21 protein-coding genes are annotated in these 25840 nt (G+C 38.0%); 14 read left to right on the top strand and 7 right to left on the bottom strand.

Annotated elements, in window-relative coordinates:
- The first annotated feature begins 123 nt into the window (after nucleotides 1-123).
- A complete protein-coding gene (locus tag RG565_RS00250; RefSeq protein WP_247937402.1) occupies nucleotides 124-1389 on the top strand; it encodes a CapA family protein in 1266 nt (421 codons plus the stop codon).
- A gap of 90 nt (nucleotides 1390-1479) precedes the next feature.
- On the opposite strand, the gene RG565_RS00245 is transcribed toward RG565_RS00250, so the two are convergent.
- From RG565_RS00245 to RG565_RS00235, 3 genes are all read right to left on the bottom strand, one after another.
- Nucleotides 1480-2316 carry a C39 family peptidase gene (locus RG565_RS00245; RefSeq protein WP_247937403.1) on the bottom strand — a complete coding sequence of 279 codons (837 nt, stop codon included), beginning with the start codon at nucleotides 2314-2316 and terminating at the stop codon, nucleotides 1480-1482.
- Nucleotides 2317-2402: 86 nt separating this feature from the next.
- Nucleotides 2403-2948, bottom strand: coding sequence for an HXXEE domain-containing protein (locus RG565_RS00240; protein ID WP_247937404.1), 546 nt, complete (start codon nucleotides 2946-2948; stop codon nucleotides 2403-2405).
- Nucleotides 2949-2962: 14 nt separating this feature from the next.
- The gene (locus RG565_RS00235) at nucleotides 2963-3832 is read right to left on the bottom strand and encodes an AraC family transcriptional regulator (RefSeq protein WP_003039856.1); all 870 of its coding nucleotides are present in this window, start codon (nucleotides 3830-3832) and stop codon (nucleotides 2963-2965) included.
- Nucleotides 3833-3943: 111 nt separating this feature from the next.
- Between RG565_RS00235 and RG565_RS00230 the strand changes: the two genes are divergently transcribed.
- Together RG565_RS00230 and RG565_RS00225 are read left to right on the top strand one after the other, a co-directional pair.
- Nucleotides 3944-5383, top strand: a complete 1440-nt coding sequence (locus tag RG565_RS00230; protein WP_247937405.1) for a glycoside hydrolase family 1 protein — start codon at nucleotides 3944-3946, stop codon at nucleotides 5381-5383.
- Nucleotides 5373-5759 (top strand): VOC family protein, encoded by a 387-nt coding sequence (locus tag RG565_RS00225; RefSeq protein ID WP_247937406.1) that lies wholly within the window; start codon nucleotides 5373-5375, stop codon nucleotides 5757-5759. The genes RG565_RS00230 and RG565_RS00225 overlap by 11 nt, the downstream gene beginning before the upstream one ends.
- A 494-nt stretch (nucleotides 5760-6253) precedes the next feature.
- Here the strand turns inward: RG565_RS00225 and RG565_RS00220 are convergent, their stop codons facing one another.
- The gene (locus tag RG565_RS00220) at nucleotides 6254-7399 is read right to left on the bottom strand and encodes a cobalamin-independent methionine synthase II family protein (RefSeq protein WP_247937407.1); all 1146 of its coding nucleotides are present in this window, start codon (nucleotides 7397-7399) and stop codon (nucleotides 6254-6256) included.
- Between the two features lie 363 nt (nucleotides 7400-7762).
- Between RG565_RS00220 and RG565_RS00215 the strand changes: the two genes are divergently transcribed.
- From RG565_RS00215 to RG565_RS00165, 11 genes are all read left to right on the top strand, one after another.
- Complete coding sequence (locus RG565_RS00215; protein WP_247937408.1) at nucleotides 7763-8593, top strand: Cof-type HAD-IIB family hydrolase; 831 nt, start codon at nucleotides 7763-7765, stop codon at nucleotides 8591-8593.
- The gene (locus tag RG565_RS00210) at nucleotides 8593-9225 is read left to right on the top strand and encodes an SGNH/GDSL hydrolase family protein (RefSeq protein ID WP_247937409.1); all 633 of its coding nucleotides are present in this window, start codon (nucleotides 8593-8595) and stop codon (nucleotides 9223-9225) included. The genes RG565_RS00215 and RG565_RS00210 overlap by 1 nt, the downstream gene beginning before the upstream one ends.
- Nucleotides 9226-9372: 147 nt before the next feature.
- Nucleotides 9373-10245, top strand: coding sequence for a helix-turn-helix domain-containing protein (locus tag RG565_RS00205; RefSeq protein WP_070670159.1), 873 nt, complete (start codon nucleotides 9373-9375; stop codon nucleotides 10243-10245).
- A 404-nt stretch (nucleotides 10246-10649) separates the two neighbouring features.
- A complete protein-coding gene (locus RG565_RS00200; protein WP_247937410.1) occupies nucleotides 10650-11189 on the top strand; it encodes a hypothetical protein in 540 nt (179 codons plus the stop codon).
- Between the two features lie 259 nt (nucleotides 11190-11448).
- Nucleotides 11449-14751 (top strand): LD-carboxypeptidase LdcB/DacB, encoded by a 3303-nt coding sequence (gene ldcB / locus RG565_RS00195; RefSeq protein WP_282187071.1) that lies wholly within the window; start codon nucleotides 11449-11451, stop codon nucleotides 14749-14751.
- 656 nt (nucleotides 14752-15407) lie between these two features.
- On the top strand, nucleotides 15408-17183 hold the full coding sequence (gene spxB / locus RG565_RS00190; RefSeq protein WP_247937433.1) for a pyruvate oxidase: 1776 nt from the start codon (nucleotides 15408-15410) through the stop codon (nucleotides 17181-17183).
- A gap of 339 nt (nucleotides 17184-17522) precedes the next feature.
- Complete coding sequence (locus tag RG565_RS00185; RefSeq protein ID WP_268732142.1) at nucleotides 17523-19322, top strand: NACHT domain-containing NTPase; 1800 nt, start codon at nucleotides 17523-17525, stop codon at nucleotides 19320-19322.
- A gap of 171 nt (nucleotides 19323-19493) precedes the next feature.
- Nucleotides 19494-19754, top strand: a complete 261-nt coding sequence (locus RG565_RS00180; protein WP_247905957.1) for an SWEET family sugar transporter — start codon at nucleotides 19494-19496, stop codon at nucleotides 19752-19754.
- Between the two features lie 211 nt (nucleotides 19755-19965).
- Nucleotides 19966-21405 (top strand): 6-phospho-beta-glucosidase, encoded by a 1440-nt coding sequence (locus RG565_RS00175; protein ID WP_247937412.1) that lies wholly within the window; start codon nucleotides 19966-19968, stop codon nucleotides 21403-21405.
- Between the two features lie 200 nt (nucleotides 21406-21605).
- Complete coding sequence (locus RG565_RS00170; protein ID WP_151380083.1) at nucleotides 21606-22283, top strand: response regulator transcription factor; 678 nt, start codon at nucleotides 21606-21608, stop codon at nucleotides 22281-22283.
- A 2-nt stretch (nucleotides 22284-22285) separates the two neighbouring features.
- Nucleotides 22286-23152, top strand: coding sequence for a sensor histidine kinase KdpD (locus tag RG565_RS00165; protein ID WP_247937413.1), 867 nt, complete (start codon nucleotides 22286-22288; stop codon nucleotides 23150-23152).
- Nucleotides 23153-23202: 50 nt separating this feature from the next.
- On the opposite strand, the gene RG565_RS00160 is transcribed toward RG565_RS00165, so the two are convergent.
- From RG565_RS00160 to RG565_RS00150, 3 genes are all read right to left on the bottom strand, one after another.
- The gene (locus tag RG565_RS00160) at nucleotides 23203-23961 is read right to left on the bottom strand and encodes an ABC transporter permease (protein WP_247937414.1); all 759 of its coding nucleotides are present in this window, start codon (nucleotides 23959-23961) and stop codon (nucleotides 23203-23205) included.
- Between the two features lie 13 nt (nucleotides 23962-23974).
- Nucleotides 23975-24883 (bottom strand): ATP-binding cassette domain-containing protein, encoded by a 909-nt coding sequence (locus tag RG565_RS00155; protein WP_247937415.1) that lies wholly within the window; start codon nucleotides 24881-24883, stop codon nucleotides 23975-23977.
- A 127-nt stretch (nucleotides 24884-25010) separates the two neighbouring features.
- The gene (locus RG565_RS00150) at nucleotides 25011-25637 is read right to left on the bottom strand and encodes an alpha/beta fold hydrolase (RefSeq protein ID WP_106083134.1); all 627 of its coding nucleotides are present in this window, start codon (nucleotides 25635-25637) and stop codon (nucleotides 25011-25013) included.
- Nucleotides 25638-25840: the final 203 nt, after the last annotated feature.

Below are 25840 nucleotides of genomic sequence, written 5' to 3'. Positions count from 1 at the left end.
AAACAGTTGGTCGAAAAAATCAACTAGAGCTACTACAAACATGCTTCGTCCTTTTTATTATTTATCATTTCCTGCGTCATGTCTGCTTCTTTGTGCTACAATAGAGGTATAGGAGAACAGGAGATGAAAAGATCAGAACGGAAAATACAGTCAGCAACTAATTGGCAGTTTATTTTAGGCTTGCTTTGCGTAGTGTTTTTAGTAGCAAGTGTGATTTTATTAGCTGAGAAAATAAACGATAGCATGAAGATGAAGACAAGGCCTACAAAAACAAGTATTGTACAAAAGAAAAAAATGTCTTCTTCCTCAAATGGTGTACAGATGGCTCGTATCATGGCAAATGGAGATTTGCTGTATCATGACCTTCTATATATGAGTGCCTTACAGTCAGACGGGACATATGATTTCACAGAGAATTATCAATATGTCAAACCTTGGTTGAAAAAAGCGGACTTGGTATTAGGAGACTTTGAAGGGACGATTCGACCAAATTATCCTTTGGCGGGCTACCCGCTGTTCAATGCGCCAGAGTCGGTGGTATCTGCTATCAAAGACGCTGGTTATCAAGTCGTGGATTTGGCACACAATCACATTTTAGATTCCCAATTAGAAGGTGTTACCACAACAGCAGAGGCTTTTGAAAAACAAGGCATTACACCAATTGGAGTTTACACTCATGAAAGTCGGAATAAATCGTCACTTGTCATTAAAAAAGTAAATGGGATTAAAATTGCGCTCCTAGCTTATTCTTATGGATTTAATGGCTTAGAGGGAAATCTCTCTCAGGCAGACTATAATCATCATTTGTCGGATTTAAATGAAGAAAAGATGAAAAAAGAAATTGAGCGAGCCGAAAAAGAAGCTGATATAACCGTTGTCATGCCTCAGATGGGGGTTGAATATCAATTGGAACCGACACAGGAGCAAAAAACTCTTTATCATAAGATGATTGAGTGGGGAGCGGATATTATCTTTGGCGGGCATCCGCATGTCGTTGAACCATCAGAGGTCGTCAAACAAAATGGGCAAAAGAAATTCATTATCTATTCTATGGGAAATTTTATCTCCAATCAGCGAATCGAGACAATGGACGGTGTGGAAAATAAGAAATGGACAGAACGCGGCGTGCTCATGGACGTGACGGTTGAAAAATCAAAGAAAGGGACGATTATCAAGGATGTACAGGCACATCCGAGTTGGGTGAGTCGTGTGGCGAAAGGGACGTATTCACCGGAAGGCTATCCTCTCTACACCTACCAGACCTATATTTTAGAAGATTTCATTGAAGGTGGAAAATACCGTAATCAATTAGACCAAGCCACCAAAGAACGAATTGACACAGCTTATCAGGAAATGAATGAGCATGTAAATTTGAAATGGAACGAATAAGTTTATTCCTTTAGAAAAAAGACCAGAGATTCTTGCGTTGAGAATTTCTGGCTTTTTGTTTTTGGTAAAATTCAATAGTATAGAGGATTTTTACCATGCATAATTTGGTTCAGTACAACTTACCATTGCATTTAGCAATTCTTCTGGACTCACAATTTTTAACCCTCCATAAACAGAATCTTGGACTAAATAAGATGGATCTAAATAATAGACATAAGCAACATCTGAACCATCTTCTGTTAAGACATATCCTACACCGATAACATTATGCTCTCCACTTTTGCCGGGATATATTTTGCTATTATTGAAAGTGTAGTACATTGGATAGCCGCCATTGATATTTTGAATCAGGCGTTTTTTGAATAATCTCATATCTTCTGAATCAGAATTAGGATTGGTTACAGTTGCTAAACGATATCCTGCTTGATTTCCTGATGGTACATCGTAGCCAAACAAATGGCGATTTAAAACTTTTATAGCATTGCTATTATGAGTTCCAAAAGTTTCATCTGTTCCCATTTCATTGGCTAGCTGGGCTTGGTCAACCTGAAGATCTTGACTTGCCAGTATCATAGATACGGTTGCTGGTGCGCAGTAATTCCACCGTCGTTGGACAATTGTAGAGATATTTAGTTGAACCTTTTCCCCTCCTACATGACTTTTTGGGTCGGTACTATCTATGGATTCAGAGGGGACTGTTTTATTAGTAGCTGAAGAATTGTTTTCTCCAGCAGTTGAGGTTTGAGAAGAACTTGTCTGGCTTGAACTAGAAGAATTTTGTTGAGAGGCAGAAAAATGAGAACGTTGTGTTTGCTTGGCTTTAACAGTATCTGATGGTTTTGCTGGTGCTGTGTTTCCATGAACACACGCAGTAATCACAATGAAGGCTAATAAGAAAACAATTGACGAGTATATGACTTTTTTCATAATTCTTCCCCCCTTATTTCTCAAAACTATAATGCCGTATTTCTAATTTTTGTGAATTCGTTTACATTTTTAGTGTACCATTTATGTTAAAGTTTTTCAATTTTTTCCGAGTTGTAAAAAATCTTATTCAGCCACCCAGAAAACTGCCTCCCTAACCAGAGTGCAAAAAAGAGATTACTGATGAGAATGAGAATACCAATGAGACTGAAAAAGAGGAGTTCAACTGTGTTGACATGAAGTAAAGTGCTTGCTTTCCAAATGATGATACTGCTAACTGGTAAGCACAGGATAGAGGTCGCAAGAGCTGGGATATAGCGTCTAAGCCAGATAGCTTGCAGGATATGAACCACCAGATGAAGAGCGAAAGCGACAAATCCGCCCAGCCAGATGAGGTAAAGTAGGCGAGTGTGGCAAATAAGAGCAAAGAACGAGACGAGGAGCACCACGACAAATTCCTCTGCCACAGCTAGCGCGAAACCTTCTGTAGATAAGCCTTTGTGGGTATTTAGAATGAAAGCAGCTTTTTTCGCTAGCAGTTTTTCGTTTCGCTCTATCCACGGCATGAAGCCGATGATTTCTTCCAAATAATGAAAAATGAATAGTAGCGGAAACAACCAGATAGTATCTTTCATTGAATGTCTCCTTGTTATTTTTTCCGATATTGACTAGGAGTTATTTGGTAATACTTTTTAAACTGACGATTGAAGTTAGAGAGATTGTTAAAGCCAGACTGTGTAGCAATTTCTAGGACGGGCAAGGTAGAGTGTTGCAAGAGTTCAGCCGCTTTTCGCAAGCGAAATTGAATCACGTATTCCATGCAAGATACCCCCAGATGTTTCTTAAAGAAATTCATAAAATGGGTATCGCTATAACCACAAATTTGAGCAAGCTGATCAATCGTGAGCTCCTCTTGATAATGACTACCGATGTAGTCAATAATGGTACGGATTTTTTCTTCCTTGCGATAGCCTTCTAAAGATTGCTCTTTTGAAATCACATAGCCATTTTCAAATAAGAGAAAAAAGAGTTGGTTGAGCTGGGCTTTGAGCTGAAATTCAAAATACTCTGTACGATAATAGCCTGTTTTCATGGCATCAAGTAAACACTGCCGAATGTCTGCATAGGCTGGCTGATTGGGCTTGATGACACGAACAAAATCCAGCTGACCATTATAAAGTGGCTGCAAATATTCAATACTAGCTTGATCCATCGCAGAATAGCCCATTAAGTCTAAATGAAAGTTAATCGCATCCATATAGTGGCGTTGATTTTCAATCGGGTGAATGGAGTGAAGAGCATTGGGACGAATCAGGATAATATCACCTGCCTCACTATTAAAGTAATCATAATCAATGTGGAACTGCGCAGTTCCTTCATGAACATAAACCAGCTCAACATCCGTATGCCAATGAAAGAGAATGTCCGGCTGACCGTTTTTTGTAATAGTTCGTGTGAGAGAATAAGGAGTGCCTTGATTTTTGTAAACGATATCTTTGTGTAATGTTCCCAGATCCATAAGTGTTGCCTCTTTCGTAGAATAATACCAATTTATAAGAGAATTGTGTTAGAAAATACTCTTGTCTAAGATTATAATATAATTAAGTGAAAAATAAAAGAGGTAAAAGTCATGAGTAAATTTCCGGCAGATTTTCTTTGGGGCGGTGCAACAGCTGCCAATCAATACGAAGGAGCTTACAATGTGGACGGGAAAGGTCTTTCGGTTCAAGATGTGACACCAAAAGGCGGCATGCCAGCTAAAGCAGGTGATCTCAATCCTTTGATTACAGATGAGCCAACAGCAGACAATCTCAAATTAGAAGGGATTGACTTTTATCATCGTTACAAAGAAGACATTGCCCTTTTTGCAGAAATGGGCTTCAAGGTCTATCGTACTTCCATTGCTTGGTCGCGGATTTTCCCAAATGGTGATGAAACGGAGCCAAATGAAGCAGGTCTAAAGTTTTATGATGACCTCTTTGATGAATTGGCAAAATATGGTATTGAGCCTTTAGTGACTTTGTCGCACTATGAAACACCGCTATACTTGGCACGCAAGTACAATGGTTGGGCAAATCGTGATTTGATTGGTTTTTATGAGCGCTATGTTCGCACTGTCTTTACTCGCTACAAAGACAAGGTGAAATATTGGTTGACCTTTAATGAAATCAACTCCGTTCTTCATGCACCATTTATGAGTGGAGGGATTGCAACACCAGTAGAAGAATTGTCCAAGCAAGACCTTTATCAAGCAGTTCATCACGAACTAGTGGCATCAGCTCTTGCAACGAAGATTGGGCATGAAATCAATCCAGACTTTAAGATTGGTTGTATGGTGCTAGCCATGCCAGCTTATCCGATGACGCCAAAACCAGAGGATGTACTGGCTGCCCGTGAGTTTGAAAATCAAAACTATCTCTTTTCAGATATTCATGCGCGTGGTAAATATCCAGCATATATGAACCGTTTCTTCAAGGAAAATGGAATTGAGATTCAATTTGCACCGGGTGATAAGAAATTGATGGCAGAACATACCGTGGACTTCATCTCCTTCTCTTATTATATGAGTGTGGTTCAAGCTCATGACCCAGAAAGTTATTCTTCTGGTCGTGGAAATGTTCTAGGTGGTCTGCAAAACCCTTATCTGGCAAGTTCTGAATGGGGTTGGCAAGTTGACCCAATTGGTCTGCGTCTAGTTCTCAATGCTTTCTATGACCGCTACCAGTTGCCACTCTTTATCGTAGAAAATGGTCTCGGTGCTAAAGATGTCTTGGTAGATGGTCCTAATGGTCCAACTGTTGAAGATGATTATCGTATTGATTATCTTAAACAACATTTGCAACAGGTCGGCGAAGCGATTGAAGATGGTGTTGAGCTCTGGGGCTATACCACTTGGGGCTGTATTGACCTCGTGTCTGCTTCAACAGCTCAGATGAGCAAGCGTTACGGATTTATCTATGTTGACCGAAACGACGATGGAACAGGGACTTTGGCTCGCTACAAGAAGAAATCATTTGACTGGTACAAAGAAGTCATTGCAACGAACGGAGAAAAACTCTATGAAGATTGAGCATGCAGCCCTTTATGTTCGAGATTTAGAAGGGGCGAAATGCTTCTTTGAAACATATTTTGAAGCAAAAAGTAATCAGCTCTACTATAATCAGAAAACAGGTTTTCAGTCTTACTTCCTCAGCTTTGACGAAGGAGCAAGATTGGAAATCATGACCCGAAAGGAAGGTTTAGCAGAGAACAACCAAGAACTTCTCTTTTTGGGCTATCATCATTTGGCTTTTAGTCTAGGAAGCAGAGAAAAGGTAGATGAATTGACAGCTAGGCTCCAAGCAGATGGTTATCAACTTTTAAGCGGTCCACGCCTGACAGGTGATGGTTACTATGAAAGCTGCATTCTGGGTTTAGAAGGCAATCTGATTGAGCTGACCGTATAATTGATAAATTTGCTCCTTATAAATAGAGAGTGGGACAGAAATCAATCATTCGAAGAATTTGATTTTTCAGCAAGTCCTAGTTTCTAGTTGCTGACCTAAAACAGCCTACTGGACCGTTTTATCCCACCTCCGCACAAGTTGGTTAGGATAGCCACTATCGCCGGTACAGCTAGGGATAAGGTTATCCAATTAACCACTGCATTTTGCAAGCTAAACGATAAATACATGAGGTTGGAAATTTTTGTCCCAACCTCCTTTTTTGTGTTAAACAAATGAACTGAAAGTTGTAACATAGATATCAGGCGAAAAATATCTCAGTGCCGCTCTCTGTTGTTTTTACCTTAAAAATTTGCCAAATAGAGAAATCATTTTGACTTTACTCTTTTTCAGTCGTATTTATTGCCAAAGGTCAAAAAAGACAAACCTCAAAAAGAAGTTTGTCTCGCGTTTTATAAGGATTCACTAAACAGTCATAAGATGTCGTCACGTACAACTTAATCCCAAAACTTTTTAGCGATTTCTTGACCTTGTTTGATTTTGGCCCATTGTTGTGGAATAGCTAGTTCATTGCCTGAATCGCAGGAAGCAAAACCGCATTGATGTGACAGCAGGAGACGATCCTTAGGAAGGATAGTGCTGGCTTGTTCTAATAAACGAAGTACACGTTCTTCATCATCTAGATCAGTTGTCTTACTAGAAAGAAGTCCAAGAACAACTTCAGCATCTTTATCTTTAAGAGAAGCAAGAGCCTTCAAATCACCAGATACATCACTGTCCCATTCTAAGAAAAAGCGGTCATAGTGTTGATCACGCAAGAATTTTTCCGCAATGGCTTCATAAGTTCCGCCTGATGCCGAACGGCTTTCATAATTTCCACGGCAGTTGTGTGTCCAAACTTTCAGTCCTAGCTGATGTCCATAATCAGCCACTTCGTTATTGATTGCAATGAATTCATCAGCTAAATCAGCCAGCGCAGCATTGCCATCAGCAAAAAACGAAGCAGGATTTGATTCGTCGAAAAGTTCCCAGAGGCAGTCGTCAAATTGAATGATTTCACCGCCATCTTCCTTATATTCTGCCAAGAATTCTTTGTAAGCCTTGATGAGACCGGTCTTTAATTCTTCATTTGTTTTGTAAACTTGATCATCGCCAGCCAGCCCGTCAAAGATAGCCAGTTCTGTATAAGCATGAGCAGGACCCCAAATGGTTAATTTTGTTTGCGTATCACCAGCTTCTTCCTTGAGCAGTTTGTAAATATCTAAAAAATGGTGATTTTTACCTGAAAGTGGCTGGCTAATGCGAATACCGATGTCTTTACGTGTTTCGTACTGCCCGCCATCATGATCTTGGAAAGTGTAACCGTGGTCTGCAATGTAACGTTCAATACCTTTAAGTCCCCAAATAAAATCTAAATGCCACATGGACTTAGAATATTCACCATCTGTCAAAATATCAATACCATTTGCCTTTTCATCAGCAATCACTTTTTTTATCGCTGCTATCTCTGTCTCATGATAACCAGGAAAATTATCGTAAAATGGATAGCGAATATCATCACGATGTTCGATTTTATTTTTGTAGGCAAGGAGGTTGGCTGGGCGAAGAAGAGAGCCAACGAGCTGGAATTTTGATTGTGTCATGTCAAAAGCCTCTTTCTAAATTTCTTACTTTTTATTGTACACAAGCTAAGCACTTTTGAAAAATAGTTAATTTAGAGGAAGGGATATAGTTTAAAACTATACCCGAAAAGACCAGTCCTTGCTTGAATACAATTGTTTCCTCTTCACCCCTCTTTTTGGTAAAATAAAAGAAAAAACTTTGTTTGCTATTTTGCTATTTTTTAAATGTGCTATAATCTTTTTGAAATAGGATGTAAATGTAGCCAATCCTGTCCTGCGTTATCCAAGTGGAATTACAGAAATGGTAAAAGGATAGTTGTACATCATGAAATAAATGAACGATGGGATTTGAATTTGAAATGAATGATTGTTAAAGGTGATAACATGCCAATTAAGATGATTGTGACTGATATGGATGGCACGCTCTTAGATGAAAAAGGGGAATTCGATCGAGGTCGGTTGAAAAATATATTGGATGAGCTGGACAAGCGGGAGATTCGGTTTGTGGTGGCAACGGGCAATGAAATTCACCGAATGCGCTTGCTATTTGTGGATTTGCTGGAGCGCGTGACCTTGATTGCCGCAAACGGTGCGCGGATTTTTGATAAAAATGAGATACTGCTAGGCACATGTTGGTCTCAAGACTTAGTTGTACAAGTCTTGTCTTACTTTGAAGGGAGAGAACGTGATGTGCACCTCGTTGTCACAGCTGAAAATGGTGCCTTTGTCAAAACGGGTACGGTTTTCCCTATGATTGAAAAAGTCATGACAGCAGAAATGGCGCAAGAATTTTACCGAAAGATAAACTTTGTTGAAACATTGCGTCCAGACGATTTCCCACAAGTTTTGAAAATGAGCATGGTGGTAAACGAGCAAGTAGCAGTTCAGGCTACTCGACAGCTCAATCAGGATTTTGCAGACACATTAAACGCAGTCACAAGCGGCTATGGAGCGATTGACATTTTGCAAAAAGGAATCCATAAAGCTTGGGGGTTGGAGCAATTGATGCAAAAATGGGAAATTCAAGAGCAAGAAATCATGGCCTTTGGAGATAGTGAAAATGACATTGAAATGCTGCAATTAGCAGGGATTTCCTATGCTATGGAGAATGCAGATCCTAAAACCAAGGCAGTTGCCAATCACCTTGCACCAGCAAATACAGAGGCGGGTGTCCTGACAGTATTAGAGAGCTATTTGAGCAAAGGAGAGAGTTAATGGCTGTCCAATTATTAGATGAATGGCTTTTGAATGAGCAAGAGCAGGTCAGACAAAAGTACCAAGATTTGAATCGTATATCCGTCAAAGATCCCGATGTACTTTTTCTGGGAGATTCTATCGTAGAGTATTTTCCATTACATGAGTTGTTAAAAACGTCAAAAACACTAATAAACCGTGGAATTCGAGGGTATCAATCCGATTTGTTGCTAGAGCATTTAGAATCTCTTTTATTTGGACAGGCAGTTGATAAGGTCTTTCTCCTCATCGGCACCAATGATATTGGCAAGGAAATCCCGCAGCAAGAAACAGTAAAAAATGTGGAAAATATCATCCAAACGATTACTAGGAATTATCCTCTTGCAGAAGTTTGTCTTTTATCTGTCCTACCAGTCAATGAAACTGCTACTTACAAAAAGCGCGTTCATCGAAGAAGCAATCGAAAAATTCAAAGTCTCAACCATGTCTATCAAGAGTTAGCTTCTGCTTATATGAGTGTGACCTTTGTGAATGTCTATGACAATCTGCTGAATGAAGCAGGACAATTAAAAGAAGCATTCACCACTGATGGACTGCATTTGACCGTTGCGGGATACCAAGTGTTGGCAGAGCGAATAGCAGAACAGTTATAATCTTTGAGTCAACTATAGATTAGCAATTTTGAACTCGTTTCAATAGATATAATACCAAAAAATTATTATTGTCATAAAAATTTAATGTTATATACTTTAACTCATATGATATAATGAAAAATAATTATAAAATGTTGAAGGAATAGTATGAGTACATTATTAGCTACAAGATTAAAAAGTAAGCGATTGGAATTAGGGTTATCTCAAAAAGAATTAGCAGAAGGGGTATGTGAGCAAGGTCAGATTAGTAGAATGGAAAAAGGCAAGTATATGCCTGGTTCGGATCTTTTATATTCATTATCAAAAAAAATGAATGTAACAATGAACTATTTTTTTGATGATAGTGTACTTGGTGAGACATCTAAGTTGGTACAATTCAAAGAGCTGGTAGAATCCTTTCTAGTAAAGCGTGAGTATGATTCATTAAAATATTTATACAGTTTAGAAGTTGATAAACAACATAGATTGCCATTATCAGACCAAAATTATCTTGAATGGATAGGGGCAATTGTTTCATTTCATTGTGATAATAAAAGAGAAGAGGCTATTAAAAAATTAGAACAAATGCTTGTGCGATTAAATAAAGATGAGTTAATGTACCTTCGTATCTCTAATACCTTGCTTAATTTCTTTTTAGAAGAAAAAAATAATGATGAATTTGAAAAATGTTATCAAGCAGTACTACCTAAATTTCAAAGTATTGACTTTACTCATATAATAGAGTTGAAAATTTATATTAAAATTAGATATAATTTTTGTCGCTATCTTTGGAAAAGCTCTCAGATTGAAAAGGGAATAGAGGAAACGCTTGATGTTATTGAAAAATGTAATGAATACAGTTGTAGTTATTTATTAGCAGATTTATACTGTATATTAGCAAATATTAGCGAGGATTTTTCTAGTCAAAGTATTGTAAAACAATATTTTACGCTTTCGCAAGTATTATATAAACTAAGCGGCAATGAAAAAATGGCATTGACGCTTGAAAAGTATCTTCGTGATAATTTTCAAAAAGTGTAAGTTAAAGATAAATTGTAGAAAAACACGAATAATCTTATGTCCAGTTAATTATGGGGATAATTTTATTCGTGTTTTATTTTTGAAACTGCTACCTTAAAACTAAGGGAATATATCCAAGCGCAGAAGATAATTATAGTTATAATTATAAAAAAAATGACTATTTTTATAAAAATCTATTGAAATAGTTTATTCAAAGGTATATAATGTGTACCTAGAAAGGAGATTTAATTCTGTTAAAAATATGAAGAATGTTATCAAAAATTTTTTGTTTCTATCAGGAATATGAGAATAAAGAAATTGTTACAAATAAATTACAAATATTTCTAAAATATGTTGATTTTTACAAAACAAAGTTATATAATGACTTTGGAATTTAAAGATTCCTGAAAAAGAAAGGAAATACAATGAAAAAATCATATAAATTAGCAAGTGTAACCATGTTGTGCTCTATGCTCTTACTTGGTGCTTGTCATAAAAACGAAGTCAAAAGTGGGACAAATGGACATTCAGTAAAAACAACGAAAACAACAAAAAGTAGTAGCTCTAAAAAGACAAAAGCTTCTCAAAATAACAAAACGTCTACTAATGATAATAAAATAACTGATAAAGAGCAAGACAATTCGGTTACAAATGCTCAATCATCAGAGATTAGTAATTCAAATAGCCAAAATAGTGCAAGTAGTCAGCAATCTTCGACTCCTTCAATTGTTCAATCTCAAGGAGGAGGTACTCAAGTGACCTCTGGGACTCTTGAACTGTACCAAGACACGCCAGTTTATGCTTCACCAGATAAATCAAGCGAAGTTGCCTATACTTATCCTAAAGGAAATGTTGATTGGGATCAGTATGTTTTTGAAAACGGTGAAAATTGGTATAGTTTTGTAGTTTCTAATGGAACAGAGCCTAAGCGTTACTACATAGCCTATTCAGATGTAAAACACTAAGGATATTGTTGACTTTTCCTCCTCAGGTAATAGAAATATTACAAATAAACCACAAGTGTTTCTATAATATGTCTATTTTTACAAAATAAAACTGTATAATGATCTTGGAATTTAAAGATTCCTGCAGGCATAGCTGATCCTATTACAGGAAATGTCTCTAATACAGATCGTATTTTGATTGGGCAAGATGAAAATGCCAATGCACATCCCTTTTATAGAAATTAAGATGATAAACATAAATTAGAAAGTAGGACAAGTGATGAAAAAAAGAATGTTTGATCACGAAGAACAACGTTTTTCCATTCGTAAATATTCGTGCGGTGCGGCTTCTGTTTTGATTGGATGTGTCCTCTTTATGGGCGGTCAAACCGTGTTAGCTGATGAACAAGCCACGACTGGAACAGTACCAGAAGCGGCTCAAGTTGGCACAGTAAATAAGACTCAAAACACAATTGAATCAACTGATGTGTCTTCTCAATCAGCAGCAACTCAAAAAGAAACTGCTGTAACAACAACTGCGCCAACTAGTTCTTCAGCGGATAAAGCTGTTTCTGTAGCTACAGAGACGACACTTTCTCAAACAACGACTGTTGATGCGGCGACACAGACAGAAGACGAAACAACAAATTCATCTGTTGATGCAACAACAGACACAGCTACCCCTTCAACAACTGCAAAAATTGAAAAGAGTCCTGTCGAAAAAGAAGCAGGAAAAGAAGAAATTGATGTTGCGAAATTGATGGATAAAACGCAAACAGCGCACGAAGCACGTCTGGCAGAATCCAAAGTAGCGCAAAGTGTACCTTCTTTACCAAGTCAGGGCTATTACACTTATACGAAACGTACGGAAGTGAAGAATGAACCAAAAGCAAGTGCAGCATTGCAATTTTATGTGAATGCGGGGGATCGCGTTTTTTACGACCAAGTTTTGATTGCAGATGGATACCAATGGCTAAGTTACCGCTCTTATAGTGGAGCTCGTCGCTATGCGGCTATTAATAAGTTGGTAACAGAACTAGTTCAACCTGCAAAGCCAACACCTTCTTCAACAGGAACACTCCCTTCTAGAGGAAGATATACTTTCTCTGGAACGGCAGAGGTTAAGAATGAAGCCAAATGGTCAGCTCCGACACAATTTACTTTTAATAGAGGCGACAGTGTCTACTATGATAAAGTGCTGGAAAATGATGGCTATCAATGGATTAGCTATGTTTCATATAGCGGTGTTCGTCGTTATGCGGCTGTGACAAAATTAGCTCAGTCAGAGTCTAAAAAACCAGCTCAAAATAAGGTGACAGGTACGATTCACATTGAAAATAAGACCTCGCAAGGCTTTGATGTGGTGGTGACAAATGTCAGCTCGACCAAGGGTGTGAAGACAGTGAAGTTGCCTATTTGGTCCAGTCAAGGCGGTCAAGATGACATCATTTGGTACGATGCCGCTAAGCAAAATGACGGCACCTACAAGTTGAGTGTGGACATTCGTCGCCATAAAAACAACTATGGTGACTACAACGTGCACATGTATTACGTTCAGTCAGATGGCAGCTTGCAAGGTGTAACGGGTACAACGACCAAGGTGGAAGAACCCAAATACAGCGTAACAGGTACTATTAACATTCAAAATAAGACATCTCAAGGCTTTGATGTCCTGATTACAAATGTGTCAGACAGCAATGGAATTTCTAGAGTGAAAGTTCCTATCTGGACAGATAAGGATGGTCAAGACGATATTATTTGGTATGATGCCACTAAGCAAAGTGATGGAAATTATAAAGTTTCTGTCAATGTTGACAAGCACAAGGGTGAACGTGGCACCTATAATATTCATCTTTACTACATTGAATCAAACGGTAAAGTAAGAGGTGTTAGCGGCACTAAGACAAGTGTAGCTGAGCCAAGTTCTGCGAGAGAAATCATTCCGTCTCAAGGAGTTTATACTTTTAAAAAAGAGGTTGAAGTCAAAAATAGTCCCGCAATGGCAGCTAAGACTGAATTTACCTTTGCAAAAGGAGAACGGATTCGCTATGATAAGGTATTAGACGCAGATCATCATCAATGGATTAGTTATGTTAGCTACAGTGGTACACGTCGTTATATCCCAATTGCAACCTTAACAAATGAAGAAGCTTCCAAACCTGTTCAGGTGACTGGTACGATTCACATTGAGAATAAAACTTCGCAAGGTTTTGATGTGGTGGTGACAAATGTCAGCTCGACCAAGGGTGTGAAGACAGTGAAGTTGCCTATTTGGTCCAGCCAAGGCGGTCAAGATGACATCATCTGGTACGACGCTGCTAAGCAAAATGACGGCACCTACAAGTTGAGTGTAGACATTCGTCGCCATAAAAATAACTATGGTGACTACAACGTGCACATGTATTACGTTCAGTCAGACGGCAGCTTGCAAGGTGTGACGGGTACCACGACTAAGGTAGAAGAGCCAAAATATAGTGTGACTGGCACGATTCACATTGAGAATAAAACTTTGCAAGGTTTTGATGTGGTAGTGACAAATGTCAGCTCCACCAAGGGTGTAAAGACAGTGAAGTTGCCTGTTTGGTCTAGTCAAGGCGGTCAAGATGATGTGATCTGGTACGATGCAGCCAAGCAAACAGACGGCACTTACAAGTTGAGTGTGGATATTCGCCGCCATAAAAACAATCGTGGCGAGTACAACATTCACATGTATTACATTCAGTCAGACGGTAGCTTGCAAGGTGTAACGGGTACAACGACCAAGGTGGAAGGCTCTCAAACGGGTGCAAAAGAAGTACAATATAATGGCTCTTACTACTTTATCCAAGGTAAATATGATGAAATTGTAGTAGCAAATAAAAAGCATCCGATGGCTGCTAACTACAATCCTGGTGAAAATCTAACTGCAAAAGCTGCTTTCCTTCGATTAAGAAATGATATGATTGCGAAAGGCTATAATGTTGGATATGCTTATAGTGGCTTCAGAACTTATGATTATCAAAAAGTTTTGTATCAAAATTATGTGAATAAAGATGGACAAGCTGCTGCGGATCGTTACTCTGCACGTCCCGGTTATAGTGAGCACCAAACAGGTCTTGTCTTTGATTTAACGGATAAAGCGGGCAATCTTTTAGAGGATACTGCTGCAAGTAATTGGTTGAAGAACAATGCACATCACTACGGTTTTGTAGTCCGTTACCAACCAGGGAAAGAAGCTTCGACAGGATACATGCCAGAAGCATGGCATATTCGTTACATCGGTAAGGAAGCTGATGAAGTTTATCATTCTGGTTTGAGTTTAGAGGAATATTATGGCTTTGAAGGTGGAGATTACGCTTCATCAGTAACCCCGTCAAAACCAACAACTCCGTCTCCCCAAACACCCTCTATCCCTGCTCAAGGTGTATATCGTTTTACAAAACGCTCCTCTATCAAAGCAGAAGCTAGAATGTCAGCCCCTGAATTGGCTTATTATGATGCCGGGCAATCGGTCACTTATGATAAGGTTTTGAATGCAGATGGCGCGACATGGATTTCTTACATTGCTTTTAGTGGCAACAGACGATATATTGCTATCAGCTGATTCAGCAATCTATAAAGCGAGTTTGGCTTTATTGCCAGACTCGTTTTTTTCTATTTACTAAGAAACTAGTGCAAGCAAATGCTAATAATTGGATAGATTAAGTAGTAGTTTCATAAACTTTTTAGCTATTTTCTTAACAACGTAAGGTATTCTGTAGCATGTCCTCTTCCTCTAAAGCATTGATGTGTTAGTTCATTTTCTACCAAAATGCAGAGCTGTAGTTTCTTTATGGAATTTGAAATCACGATGCAAATATAAAAAGTGATTTTCTCGTCAGCAAGATTTACGACAATGCGATAACAAAAACAATTTCTTAAAAAATTCATGATGATTGTCTTTTGAAATTTATACGCCTCTGGATAAATAGATTCCAATTTTGTGAAAATGCAAACAATATGAAAATATAGTTGAAATTTTTCTGCCCAATAAACTTTATTTCAAGCCTTTTCTGAAATCTATTATAAAATACATTGCAGAATTTTGAAAAATTTAGATATTTTGTTATGTAATAGTTATCAAAGATCTATGAGCATATCCTTATACAAGTTCAGAAAAACGTGATAAATTGGTAGAGTAAAGTTTATTAAAACGTTTTCATGATATTGTCTGAAAATTGTTTTACTGAACAAGAAAACATATATTGAAGGAGAGTTATGATGACTCAAGGGAAAATCACTGCTTCTGCAGCAATGCTCAACGTTTTGAAAACATGGGGTGTGGATACCATCTACGGTATCCCTTCTGGAACCCTCAGCTCACTCATGGATGCTTTGGCTGAAGACAAAGACATCCGCTTTCTGCAGGTGCGTCACGAAGAAACCGGTGCTCTGGCTGCGGTTATGCAAGCAAAATGGGGCGGTTCTATCGGGGTAGCTGTCGGCTCAGGCGGACCAGGTGCCACTCACTTGATCAACGGTGTTTACGATGCAGCTATGGACAATACGCCATTTCTGGCGATTCTGGGCTCTCGTCCAGTCAATGAGCTCAATATGGATGCCTTCCAAGAGCTCAACCAAAATCCAATGTACAATGGTATTGCGGTCTACAACAAGCGCGTGGCTTACGCAGCGCAATTGCCAAAAGTCATCGACGAAGCCTGCCGTGCTGCTGTTTCTAAAAAAGGTCCAGCTGTAGTGGAAATCCCTGTAAACTTTGGTTTTGAAGAAATCGATGCGGACTCTTACTATGGATCAGGCTCCTACGAGCGCAAATTTATCGCGCCAACCCTCAACCAAACTGAGATTGACAAGGCTGTTGAAATCCTCAACAATGCTGAACGCCCAGTCATTTATGCTGGTTTCGGTGGTGTCGGTGCTGGTGATGTCATCACAGAATTGTCTCGTAAGATCAAAGCACCAATCATCACAACTGGTAAAAACTTTGAAGCCTTTGAATGGAACTACGAAGGATTGACTGGTTCTGCTTACCGTGTTGGTTGGAAACCAGCCAACGAAGTAGTCTTTGAAGCAGACACAGTTCTCTTCCTTGGATCAAACTTCCCATTTGCAGAAGTTTATGAAGCTTTCAAGAACACTGAAAAATTCATCCAAGTGGACATCGATCCTTACAAGCTGGGCAAACGCCATGCTCTTGATGCTTCTATCCTTGGTGATGCTGGTCAAGCCGCTAAAGCTATCCTTGACAAGGTAAACCCAGTTGAGTCTACTCCATGGTGGCGTGCTAACGTCAAGAACAACCAAAACTGGCGTGATTACATGAACAAGCTTGAAGGTAAAACTGACGGCGAATTGCAATTGTACCAAGTCTATAATGCTATCAACAAGTACGCTGATGAGAATGCTATCTACTCTATCGATGTCGGTAACTCTACTCAAACATCAACTCGTCACCTCCACATGACACCTAAGAACATGTGGCGGACATCTCCACTCTTTGCGACCATGGGAATTGCCTTGCCTGGTGGAATCGCTGCTAAGAAAGATAACCCAGATCGCCAAGTATGGAACATCATGGGCGACGGTGCCTTCAACATGTGCTACCCAGATGTGATCACCAACGTTCAATACGACCTTCCAGTCATCAATGTTGTCTTCTCAAATGCTGAGTACGCCTTCATCAAGAACAAATATGAAGATACTAACAAACACTTGTTTGGTGTGGACTTTACTAATCCTGACTATGCGAAAATTGCAGAAGCACAAGGTGCAGTTGGCTTTACAGTAGACCGTATCGAAGACATCGATGCTGTTGTCGCAGAAGCTGTGAAACTTAATAAAGAAGGTAAAACAGTTGTTATTGATGCTCGTATCACACAAGATCGTCCATTGCCAGTAGAGGTATTGGAATTGGATCCAAAACAACACTCTGAAGAAGCAATAAAAGCATTCAAAGAAAAATACGAAGCTCAAGAACTGGTGCCATTCCGCCTCTTCTTGGAAGAAGAAGGATTGCAATCACGCGCGATTAAATAATCCCTCTAAGAAAAAATTGTTATTTAAAAGAGTTTGGGACAAAAAGATTTTAATTTTTAAAAATCTTAATTATTAAGCCCTTCTAATCTATAATTAAATGCGAAAAGCGAACAAAGCAGAATTCTGATTATCAGAAAACTAGTTTTGTTCGCTTTTTATATTTGAGGTCGGACTTTTGTCCCAGCCTCTTTTAAATTGCGTATTAAGCTCTCGAGACAACATATATTCATATGTTTTTAGAATAGTGATATAATAGACTTATGGTATATTAAAAATTTGCCTGGAAAATTTTATTTATGGTAAAATAAGGTCAATAGTGAAATTAAAAAGGAGATTAACATGGATATGGACGGGAAAGCGATAGTAACTAGTGTAGCAACTGATATAGTAAAGAGTGGAATTACTTTAGGTTGGGAGAAAATTAAAACTTATTTTAAAGATCTTGATGCTAGTGCAGATATTGAATATAGAACAGCATATGAAGATTATCTAAAAAATACAAAGGACAGATATGGTAAAATAAAAACTATTATTTATAGGAGAGAAAGAAAAGATCTATACTCTTTTTATGAAGCTACAGGTATATCTTATGCAGGTCAAACACTCTCTTCTTCTAATATTAATAATTTATTAGAAATTGATAGTAAAATTTTAGTTACAGGAACTGGTGGAATTGGTAAGTCAATATTGTTTAAACATCTTTTTTTAAATTCGATGGAAGTTACAAATTTTATTCCAGTATTTATCGAATTAAGAAGTTTGAATACTTTAGAGAATAAAGAATTAAATATTTCAAATTTAATATTTAAAACTTTGGTATCAAATGGATTTAGGTTGGAAAGAAAGTATTTTGACGATAGCTTAGAACAAGGTGCTTACATAATTTTTTTAGATGGATTTGATGAAATTCACCATGATAAGAAATCTTCTATTACTGAAGAAATTAAGGTGTTCTGTGAAATGTATGCCTCAAACCAAGTTTTTGTTTCCTCTAGACCATCAACAGAATTTATAGGATGGTCAGATTTTAGTGAGTTTGAGTCATTACCATTAACTAAAGAACAAGCGTTGAGTCTAATTAATAAGATTGATTTTGATGAAACGGCAAAATCAATATTTTCTGAGGAATTAGAGAAGAAATTATATGAAAAATATAAATCATTTGCTTCTAATCCTTTATTATTGACAATTATGTTATTAACATTCCAAAAACATGCTTCAATTCCTGAGCGTTTAAATGATTTTTACGAGGAGGCATTTGTAACTCTATTTAATGTACATGATGCTACGAAAGATTCATTTGTAAGAGATATACGAAGTGGTTTAAGTTGTGAGGATTTTAAACTTGTATTCTCCTACATTTGCTTTAAATCGTACTTTAAAGGAGAATATGAATTTTCCGAAACAAGACTACATGAACTAATAAATAGTGCGAAAGAAAAATTCAAAGATAAATTTAGTTTTAATGTAGATGATTTTCAGGAAGATTTAGTCCATTCTGTCTGTATGCTTGTAAAAGAAGGACTAGAGTATAGATTCTCTCATCGATCTTTTCAAGAATATTTTTCAGCATGGTATACTTGTAAATTACCTGATACTACCCAAGAAAAACTTTTAGATGGATGGCTTAGAGAATCATCAACAATTCAAACAGACTCATATTTTTATATGTTGTTTGATTTACAAAGTGAGAAAGTGAACTCCATTATTCTAAAACCTGTTATGGAAAATATTATTAGCCTCTATGAAAAAGAAGGTATACTCTCTTTTTTAAAAACATTATTTGATAAATTTTCTATTAAAAATCAGGAAGAAAATGAACAATATCATAGCGCTTTGTATATTAAAGATATGTATTTATGTAATGGTCTGAGACTGTTAATTCTATTGAATAAATATCAGAGCGATAGAAAGGATTTTGTTTCAAAAGAAGATTATGAGACTTTTAATTCTAAAATAGGAGATGGTATTCCTTATATGACGATAGATTCAGGGATAGAGCTATTTGGTGAAGAAAAATTTGCGAATATGTTTTCTTGGCTTTCAAATCAAGTTGAGTTTATTAATAATATTTATGCAACTACAAAGAACTTGAAAACCAAAAAGCGAAAGGTATCTAGTATTATAGAGGAACTATAAGTATCCTTTTAATTATATTTTAAGATCGGAGCAATCCGGTCTTTTTCTTTGTCTTCTTACTTATCACAAGATTGTGATAGTTTACATCTTTATAACAAAGGGATAAAAGGGCTTGATTGTTTTGCTCACTCAGTATAAAATATAAACCTAAAAATGAAAGAGGTTTTGAAAATGAATGAAAGACAAATGAAAACGCTGGGTTGGATTGCAACTTTTATGTCTGTTATGATGTATGTGTCCTACATTCCACAAATCATGAACAACCTAGCGGGTCAAAAAGGGAATTTTATCCAACCCTTGGTTGCAGCCATTAACTGTAGCCTTTGGGTCTACTACGGCTTGTTCAAAAAAGAAAGAGATATTCCGCTTGCAGCAGCAAATGCACCGGGAATCATTTTCGGTCTGGTGACGGCCATCACGGCTTTGATTTAAAAGGAACAGAGGGGACTGGTTTTCAGTCTTCTTTTTCTGTTTCAGGGGAGGCTATTTGCTTTTTTCGAGAGGATAATTTTTAAAAAAACTATCTGATTAACTAAAATAGTAGAATAGTATCATTATTCCGCAGTATTTCACAAGTAAAGGTCTGGATATTGGAGTATAATATAAGTAAATGAAGTAGTAAAATAAGAAAGTGAGTAGAGATATGACAGAAAAATTGACTTTTCCAGATGGATTTTTATGGGGCGGAGCGACCGCTGCGAACCAATGTGAAGGTGCCTATGATGTTGATGGTAGAGGTCTTGCAAATGTCGATGTGGTGCCGATTGGTGCGGATCGTTTCCCGATTATTGCTGGTAAGAAAAAGATGTTTGACTTTGAGGATGGCTATTTCTATCCGGCAAAAGAGTCCATTGATATGTACCACCATTTTAAAGAAGATATTGCGCTTTTTGGCGAAATGGGCTTTAAGACTTATCGGATCTCCATTGCTTGGTCTCGGATTTTTCCAAAGGGAGATGAGCTAGAACCTAACGAAGCAGGCTTGAAATTTTACGAAGATCTCTTTAAGGAATGCCACAAGTATGGCATCGAGCCTCTGGTGACCATCACCCACTTTGACTGTCCTATGCACTTGATTGAGGAATACGGAGGCTGGCGCAGCCGCAAAATGCTGGAATTTTACGAGCGTCTCTGCCGCACTCTTTTTACCCGCTACAAGGGGCTAGTCAAATACTGGTTGACTTTCAATGAAATCAATATGATTCTCCATGCACCGTTTATGGGAGCAGGACTTTACTTTGAAGAAGGGGAAAATGAAGAGCAGGTCAAATACCAAGCAGCTCATCATGAATTGGTAGCGTCAGCTATTGCGACCAAGTTGGCACATGAGATTGACCCTGAAAATAAGGTTGGCTGCATGCTGGCAGCTGGTCAGTATTATCCAAATACAGCCAATCCAGCAGATTACTGGGCAGCTTTGCAGGAAGATCGAGAAAGCTATTTCTTCATTGATGTCCAGTCCAGAGGAGAATATCCAAACTATGCTAAGAAGAAATGGGAGCGTCTGGGTATTGAAGTTGAAATGACAAAAGAAGACCTAGACTTGCTCAAGACCTATACGGTGGATTTCATTTCCTTCTCTTATTATTCCAGCCGGGTGGCTTCTGGTGATCCAAAGGTCAATGAAAAAACTGCCGGAAATATCTTTGCCTCGCTTAAGAATCCTTACCTAGAAGCTTCTGAGTGGGGCTGGCAGATTGACCCGCTGGGCTTGCGAATTACTCTTAACGTCATCTGGGATCGCTATCAAAAACCCATGTTTATCGTGGAAAACGGTCTGGGAGCAGTTGATACACCGGATGAAAATGGCTATGTCGAAGATGACTACCGCATTGACTACCTAGCTGCCCATATCAAGGCGATGCGTGATGCAATCAATGTAGACGGCGTAGAACTTCTAGGATACACCACTTGGGGCTGTATCGACCTAGTGTCAGCCGGTACTGGCGAGATGAAAAAACGTTATGGCTTCATCTATGTTGACCGTGACAACGATGGAAACGGCACACTTAAACGTTCCAGGAAGAAATCCTTTGACTGGTATAAAGAAGTCATTGCGACTAATGGGGCAAGTGTGAAATAGAGCAATTGGGGCGTGAGACAAAATTTAAAATCATTTTAATCGGCTCTCTTATTTCAAGAATTCGGTGAAAGTGGGGCAGAAATCAGTAGCTTCGTAGAAACTTGATTTCGTCATTCCACTCTCTTTTTTGCTTTCCGTTGACTTCCGTCTTTTTCCTTGTTACACTATGGATAAGAGATTTTGCTGGAAATGGATGTAATATGGCTACTATTTTAATCATCGAAGATAATAACGATATTCATGATATTTTAAAAGATTTGTTTCAAGCTGAACATAGAGTTTTTTCAGCATATTCTGGAACGGAAGGACTTCTTGTTTTTGCGCAGGAAAAGATTGATTTGGTGCTGTTGGATATTATGCTGCCAGGGAAAAACGGTGATCAGGTCTTGGCAGAAATTCGCAAAAGCAGTCAGATTCCGGTGGTCATGCTGACAGCTTTGGGTGAGAAATCGCTGGTCAGTCAATATTTGTTGGATGGTGCCAATGACTATATTGTCAAACCGTTCGATCTGGATGAGGTTTTTGCACGTGTGACCGTGCAGCTTCGTAACCACCTTTTACAAGAGCAAGCAACAGAAATTCAAGGGATAAAAAATATCCGTCTTTCACCAGACACATTTGAAGTGGTCAATGGAGAAAAGCGAGTTCGTTTAGGCAAGAAAGAGTATCAGATACTTCAAACCTTGCTTCATCATCCGAAGAAAATTTACACAAAAGAAGAACTGTTTGAGTTGATTTGGGAAGAGGCATATTTTCCGGGAGATAATACGCTCAACACTCATCTAAGCAATCTTCGTAAGAAATTGGCACAAGTAGATGATTCGGAAGAATATATCGAAACGATTTGGGGACTGGGTGTACGGCTTAAGGAGGACTGAGAATGCTTGAATTTATACTAATTATGTTCATCGGTCTGCTCGGGGTCTTGCTCGTGCGTTATCATGTTGCGGTTCGTAATTTTTCACAGCAGATTCGTGAGAAACGGGAAACTGGTAGTCAGATACGCTTAACACCTCAATATCATGGTCAAACAATTATTGAGGTGGCAAATGAAGTGGAAAAACTCTTTCAAGAAGTAGAACAAACACGTTTTATTGCTCGCCAGGAGAAGAAAACTTTGGATATGGCTATTAGCAATATTGCTCACGATATTCGCACACCCTTGACCATCGCTAGCGGTTATACCCAACAGCTTATAAAGGAAAAAGAAGAAAATAAACAGCTGTTGAAAATTGCGACCAATCTGTCCGTTGTTTCCAATCGTTTGGAAGCGCTCATGGAATATCGTCGTCTTATGGAAGGGGCTGTTCGGCCGCAGTTTCGACAAATAGATATTTCCAAACTGGTTGCAAAGCAAATGCTTCCTTTTTATGATGCCTTTCAAAAGCAAGGAATTGAATTGCAAGTAAATTTGCAGGAGGGGTTAGTAATAAAGACAGATCCAGAAATTTTGGAGCGAATTGTCCAAAATATGTTGAGCAATGTCCTCAAGCATGGAAAGGAAACTGCCCAGCTATCTTTAATCCGAAAAGATGCGGCTATTCTTTTAAGTGTAAAAAATATAGTCCGTCAGCCAATTCAGCATTTGGAAAAATTAACCAATCGCTTTTATTCTGAAAATCTCTCTAGCACGGAAGAATCCTCTGGTTTAGGACTTTATATCACTCAACAACTGGTAGATATTCTTGGCGGTGATTTAACCATGAAAGCTGAAGGAGAATGGTTTGGATTGCTTATCCGTTTGTGAATATTTTATACAAAAAAACAGCTAATCATTTGACTAGCTGTTTTCTTTTGTTATAAATCTTTTCTTTTAAACACTTGCAAACCACTAAATGCAAAAAGAAGTGTGATGAGAAGAGCGATGGTTATGGTTTTGAAGACCATATCCTGTTTAGAAACCATGTCAAAATAGAATTGCATGTTCAAGTATTTTAACCAGTCAATATCTGGATAAAAGGCAGTTGGCAGACTTAGCAGGGAAACACCGATCAAATAAGTGAAAATAGCAGCTATAATAGAGTTGGTAGCATACAGTACGAAAGAAACAAGGCTGACCCAAGCTAGGGTACAAATAAATTGAACTCCTATCGTAATGAGAAAATTAGAAAGAAAATGTTTGGGTGCGGTTCCCATACCATTGATGAGCGTAGCTGGAATAAATGAGGAATAGGTTAGAATCAATTGAAGTACGATGAGAGTTGCCAGAACAAGGAATTTAGATAAATAGAATTCTGGCCGTGAAATACCACTAGTAATAGAATTTTTATATAATTTCTGAGTGAGATCAATTCCAATCAATAAAACAACAAGGATAATAATAAAAATAATGGTATTACTAAGATTATCAGAGGTTTTAGTGATAGCCTCAAAGCCAGTCCAGCCTCCGTTATCACCCAGTTTTTCAAAAGCTTTTGTATCTGTATGAACTCCGATACTTCCCACAACACCGTAGAGCACACCTAATAAGAGTGTGATGATAAAAAGGATTTCTGTAATCCAAAAACCTTTTGAACGAAAAAGACGATAAAAGTCTGCTTGAATAATATGAAACATGATAAACCTCCCTCTATTCTACTAGATCTGTAAAGTATTTTTCTAAATCTTGACGAGCATAGTAGATTTCATTGATAGCAATATTCGCCTTTCCTAGCTCTTGAATAATCTTGTTGATTTCATGCGAATGAGTAAAAATATGCAGCTCGTCTGTTGCATTTACAACTTTGAGGCGGTAGCCTAGTTGATCGTGAAGAATTTTGCTTGCTTCAGCAAGATTATTTGTTTTCAAAACGATATAATCTTCATTTTCTTCTTCAAATTCTGCTTTCGTGATTTCTTTGATAAGTTGACCGTTTTCGATAATGCCGAATTTTGTAGCAACTAGGTATAGCTCGCTTAAAATATGACTGGAAATGATGAAGGTCATATTTAATTCTTCATTGAGACGTTGCACCAACTGGCGGAATTCTTTGATTCCGACAGGGTCAAGCCCGTTAATCGGTTCATCCAAAATCATCAAATCTGGTTTTGACAGAAGAGCAATGGCAATGCCCAAGCGCTGTTTCATTCCAAGAGAAAAATCTCGGAATTTTTTCTTGCCAGTATTGGTCAAGCCCACGTAAGAGAGAGTTTCTTGGATAACCTTATCCGCATTTGGGATATGCCGTATCTTGCAACAATAGTTTAAGTTTTCATAGGCCGTCAAGTGATTGTAAGCAGCGGGTGCTTCAATGACAGAACCAACTCGCTTGAGAGCGTGCGTCCATTCGGAGTTATTAGAAGAGCCAAAGAGAGCGACCGTACCGCTATTGGGCTGAATCAGCTGGGTAATCACTTTGATAAGCGTTGTCTTACCAGCTCCATTTTTCCCAATTAGCCCGTAAATTTCTCCTTGCTTCACAGTGAGACTGACATCATCCAAAGCGAGTTGTTGTCCAAATCTCTTGCTGATGTGTTTCACATTTACAACAGTTTCCATAACATGACCTCCATTTTTTCTATCGTAGAGTTCTCCCTCTTTTCACTATTTAGTATACAAAATGCTTGTCAAATAAGTCTCAAGCAATTCTCAAATATTTCTAAAATTTAAAAAATCTGAGAAAACCTCAGATTTCACAATTTTGTAGGATAAATCTTTCAATCATAGTGGCCATTTCTTGAGGATGGTCTGTGTTAAGTGTATGATTTCCACCTGAAAGTGTCACAAAATCTGCTTGGGGTAAAGCTGCAGCTAATTTTTTAGAGGAAGGCAGGTTAGGCCAATCTTTGCTGCCACAGATGATGAGGCTGGGAAGTTGTATTGCACTTAATTGACTTGATAAATCTAAATTTTTCAAGTCTTTTAACAGGCCAACAAAAGATTTTTTATGAAGCCCCTCTTTTTTGAATAGGGAGTCTGGTAGGCAAGAGAAGATAACCAGCTGGAGTTTATAGAGTAGATTGGAGCTTAGTTTATATTGAGTTCCTGATAAAACGAGTGCTTGGAGCTGAGGAAATTGTTGCCCCACCTTTAAGGCAAGAGTTCCACCGAGGGACAATCCAACTAGAACAAATGGTTCGTTGATGGCTTGAAGTTCCTGACAAAGGTGTTGTTCTAGCTGAGAGACTGTAATGATGTTGTTATTTGTGTAAAAGAGGTCTAAAGCCTCGGTGTCATATTGTGGCAGAAGTTCACGGACTTTATCCCAAGAGTGTTTATCCTGTCCAAGACCGTGTAAAAAAATGATTTTCATGAGTGATTCCTTTTTATTTTCAACAAAAGAAATGGGAACGATTGTAAGAGTAAACCTATTAAAATCTATCATAAATTGGATTACTTGATATCATTATAGCATAAAGAAGGTGCTTGTGTTGCGATAGAATTAGACGATGACCGACTTTAAGTGGATAAAAAGACCTTCTAAAAAATAAAATTGATTGTAGTGTTTTTTGTATC

Origin of the sequence: Streptococcus sp. IsoGale021, from assembly GCF_031142795.1 — a bacterium.
Classification (GTDB): Bacteria; Bacillota; Bacilli; order Lactobacillales; family Streptococcaceae; genus Streptococcus; species Streptococcus hominis.
Note: the sequence above shows the minus strand (reverse complement) of the source record. Positions and strands in the feature narration are given on the sequence as shown.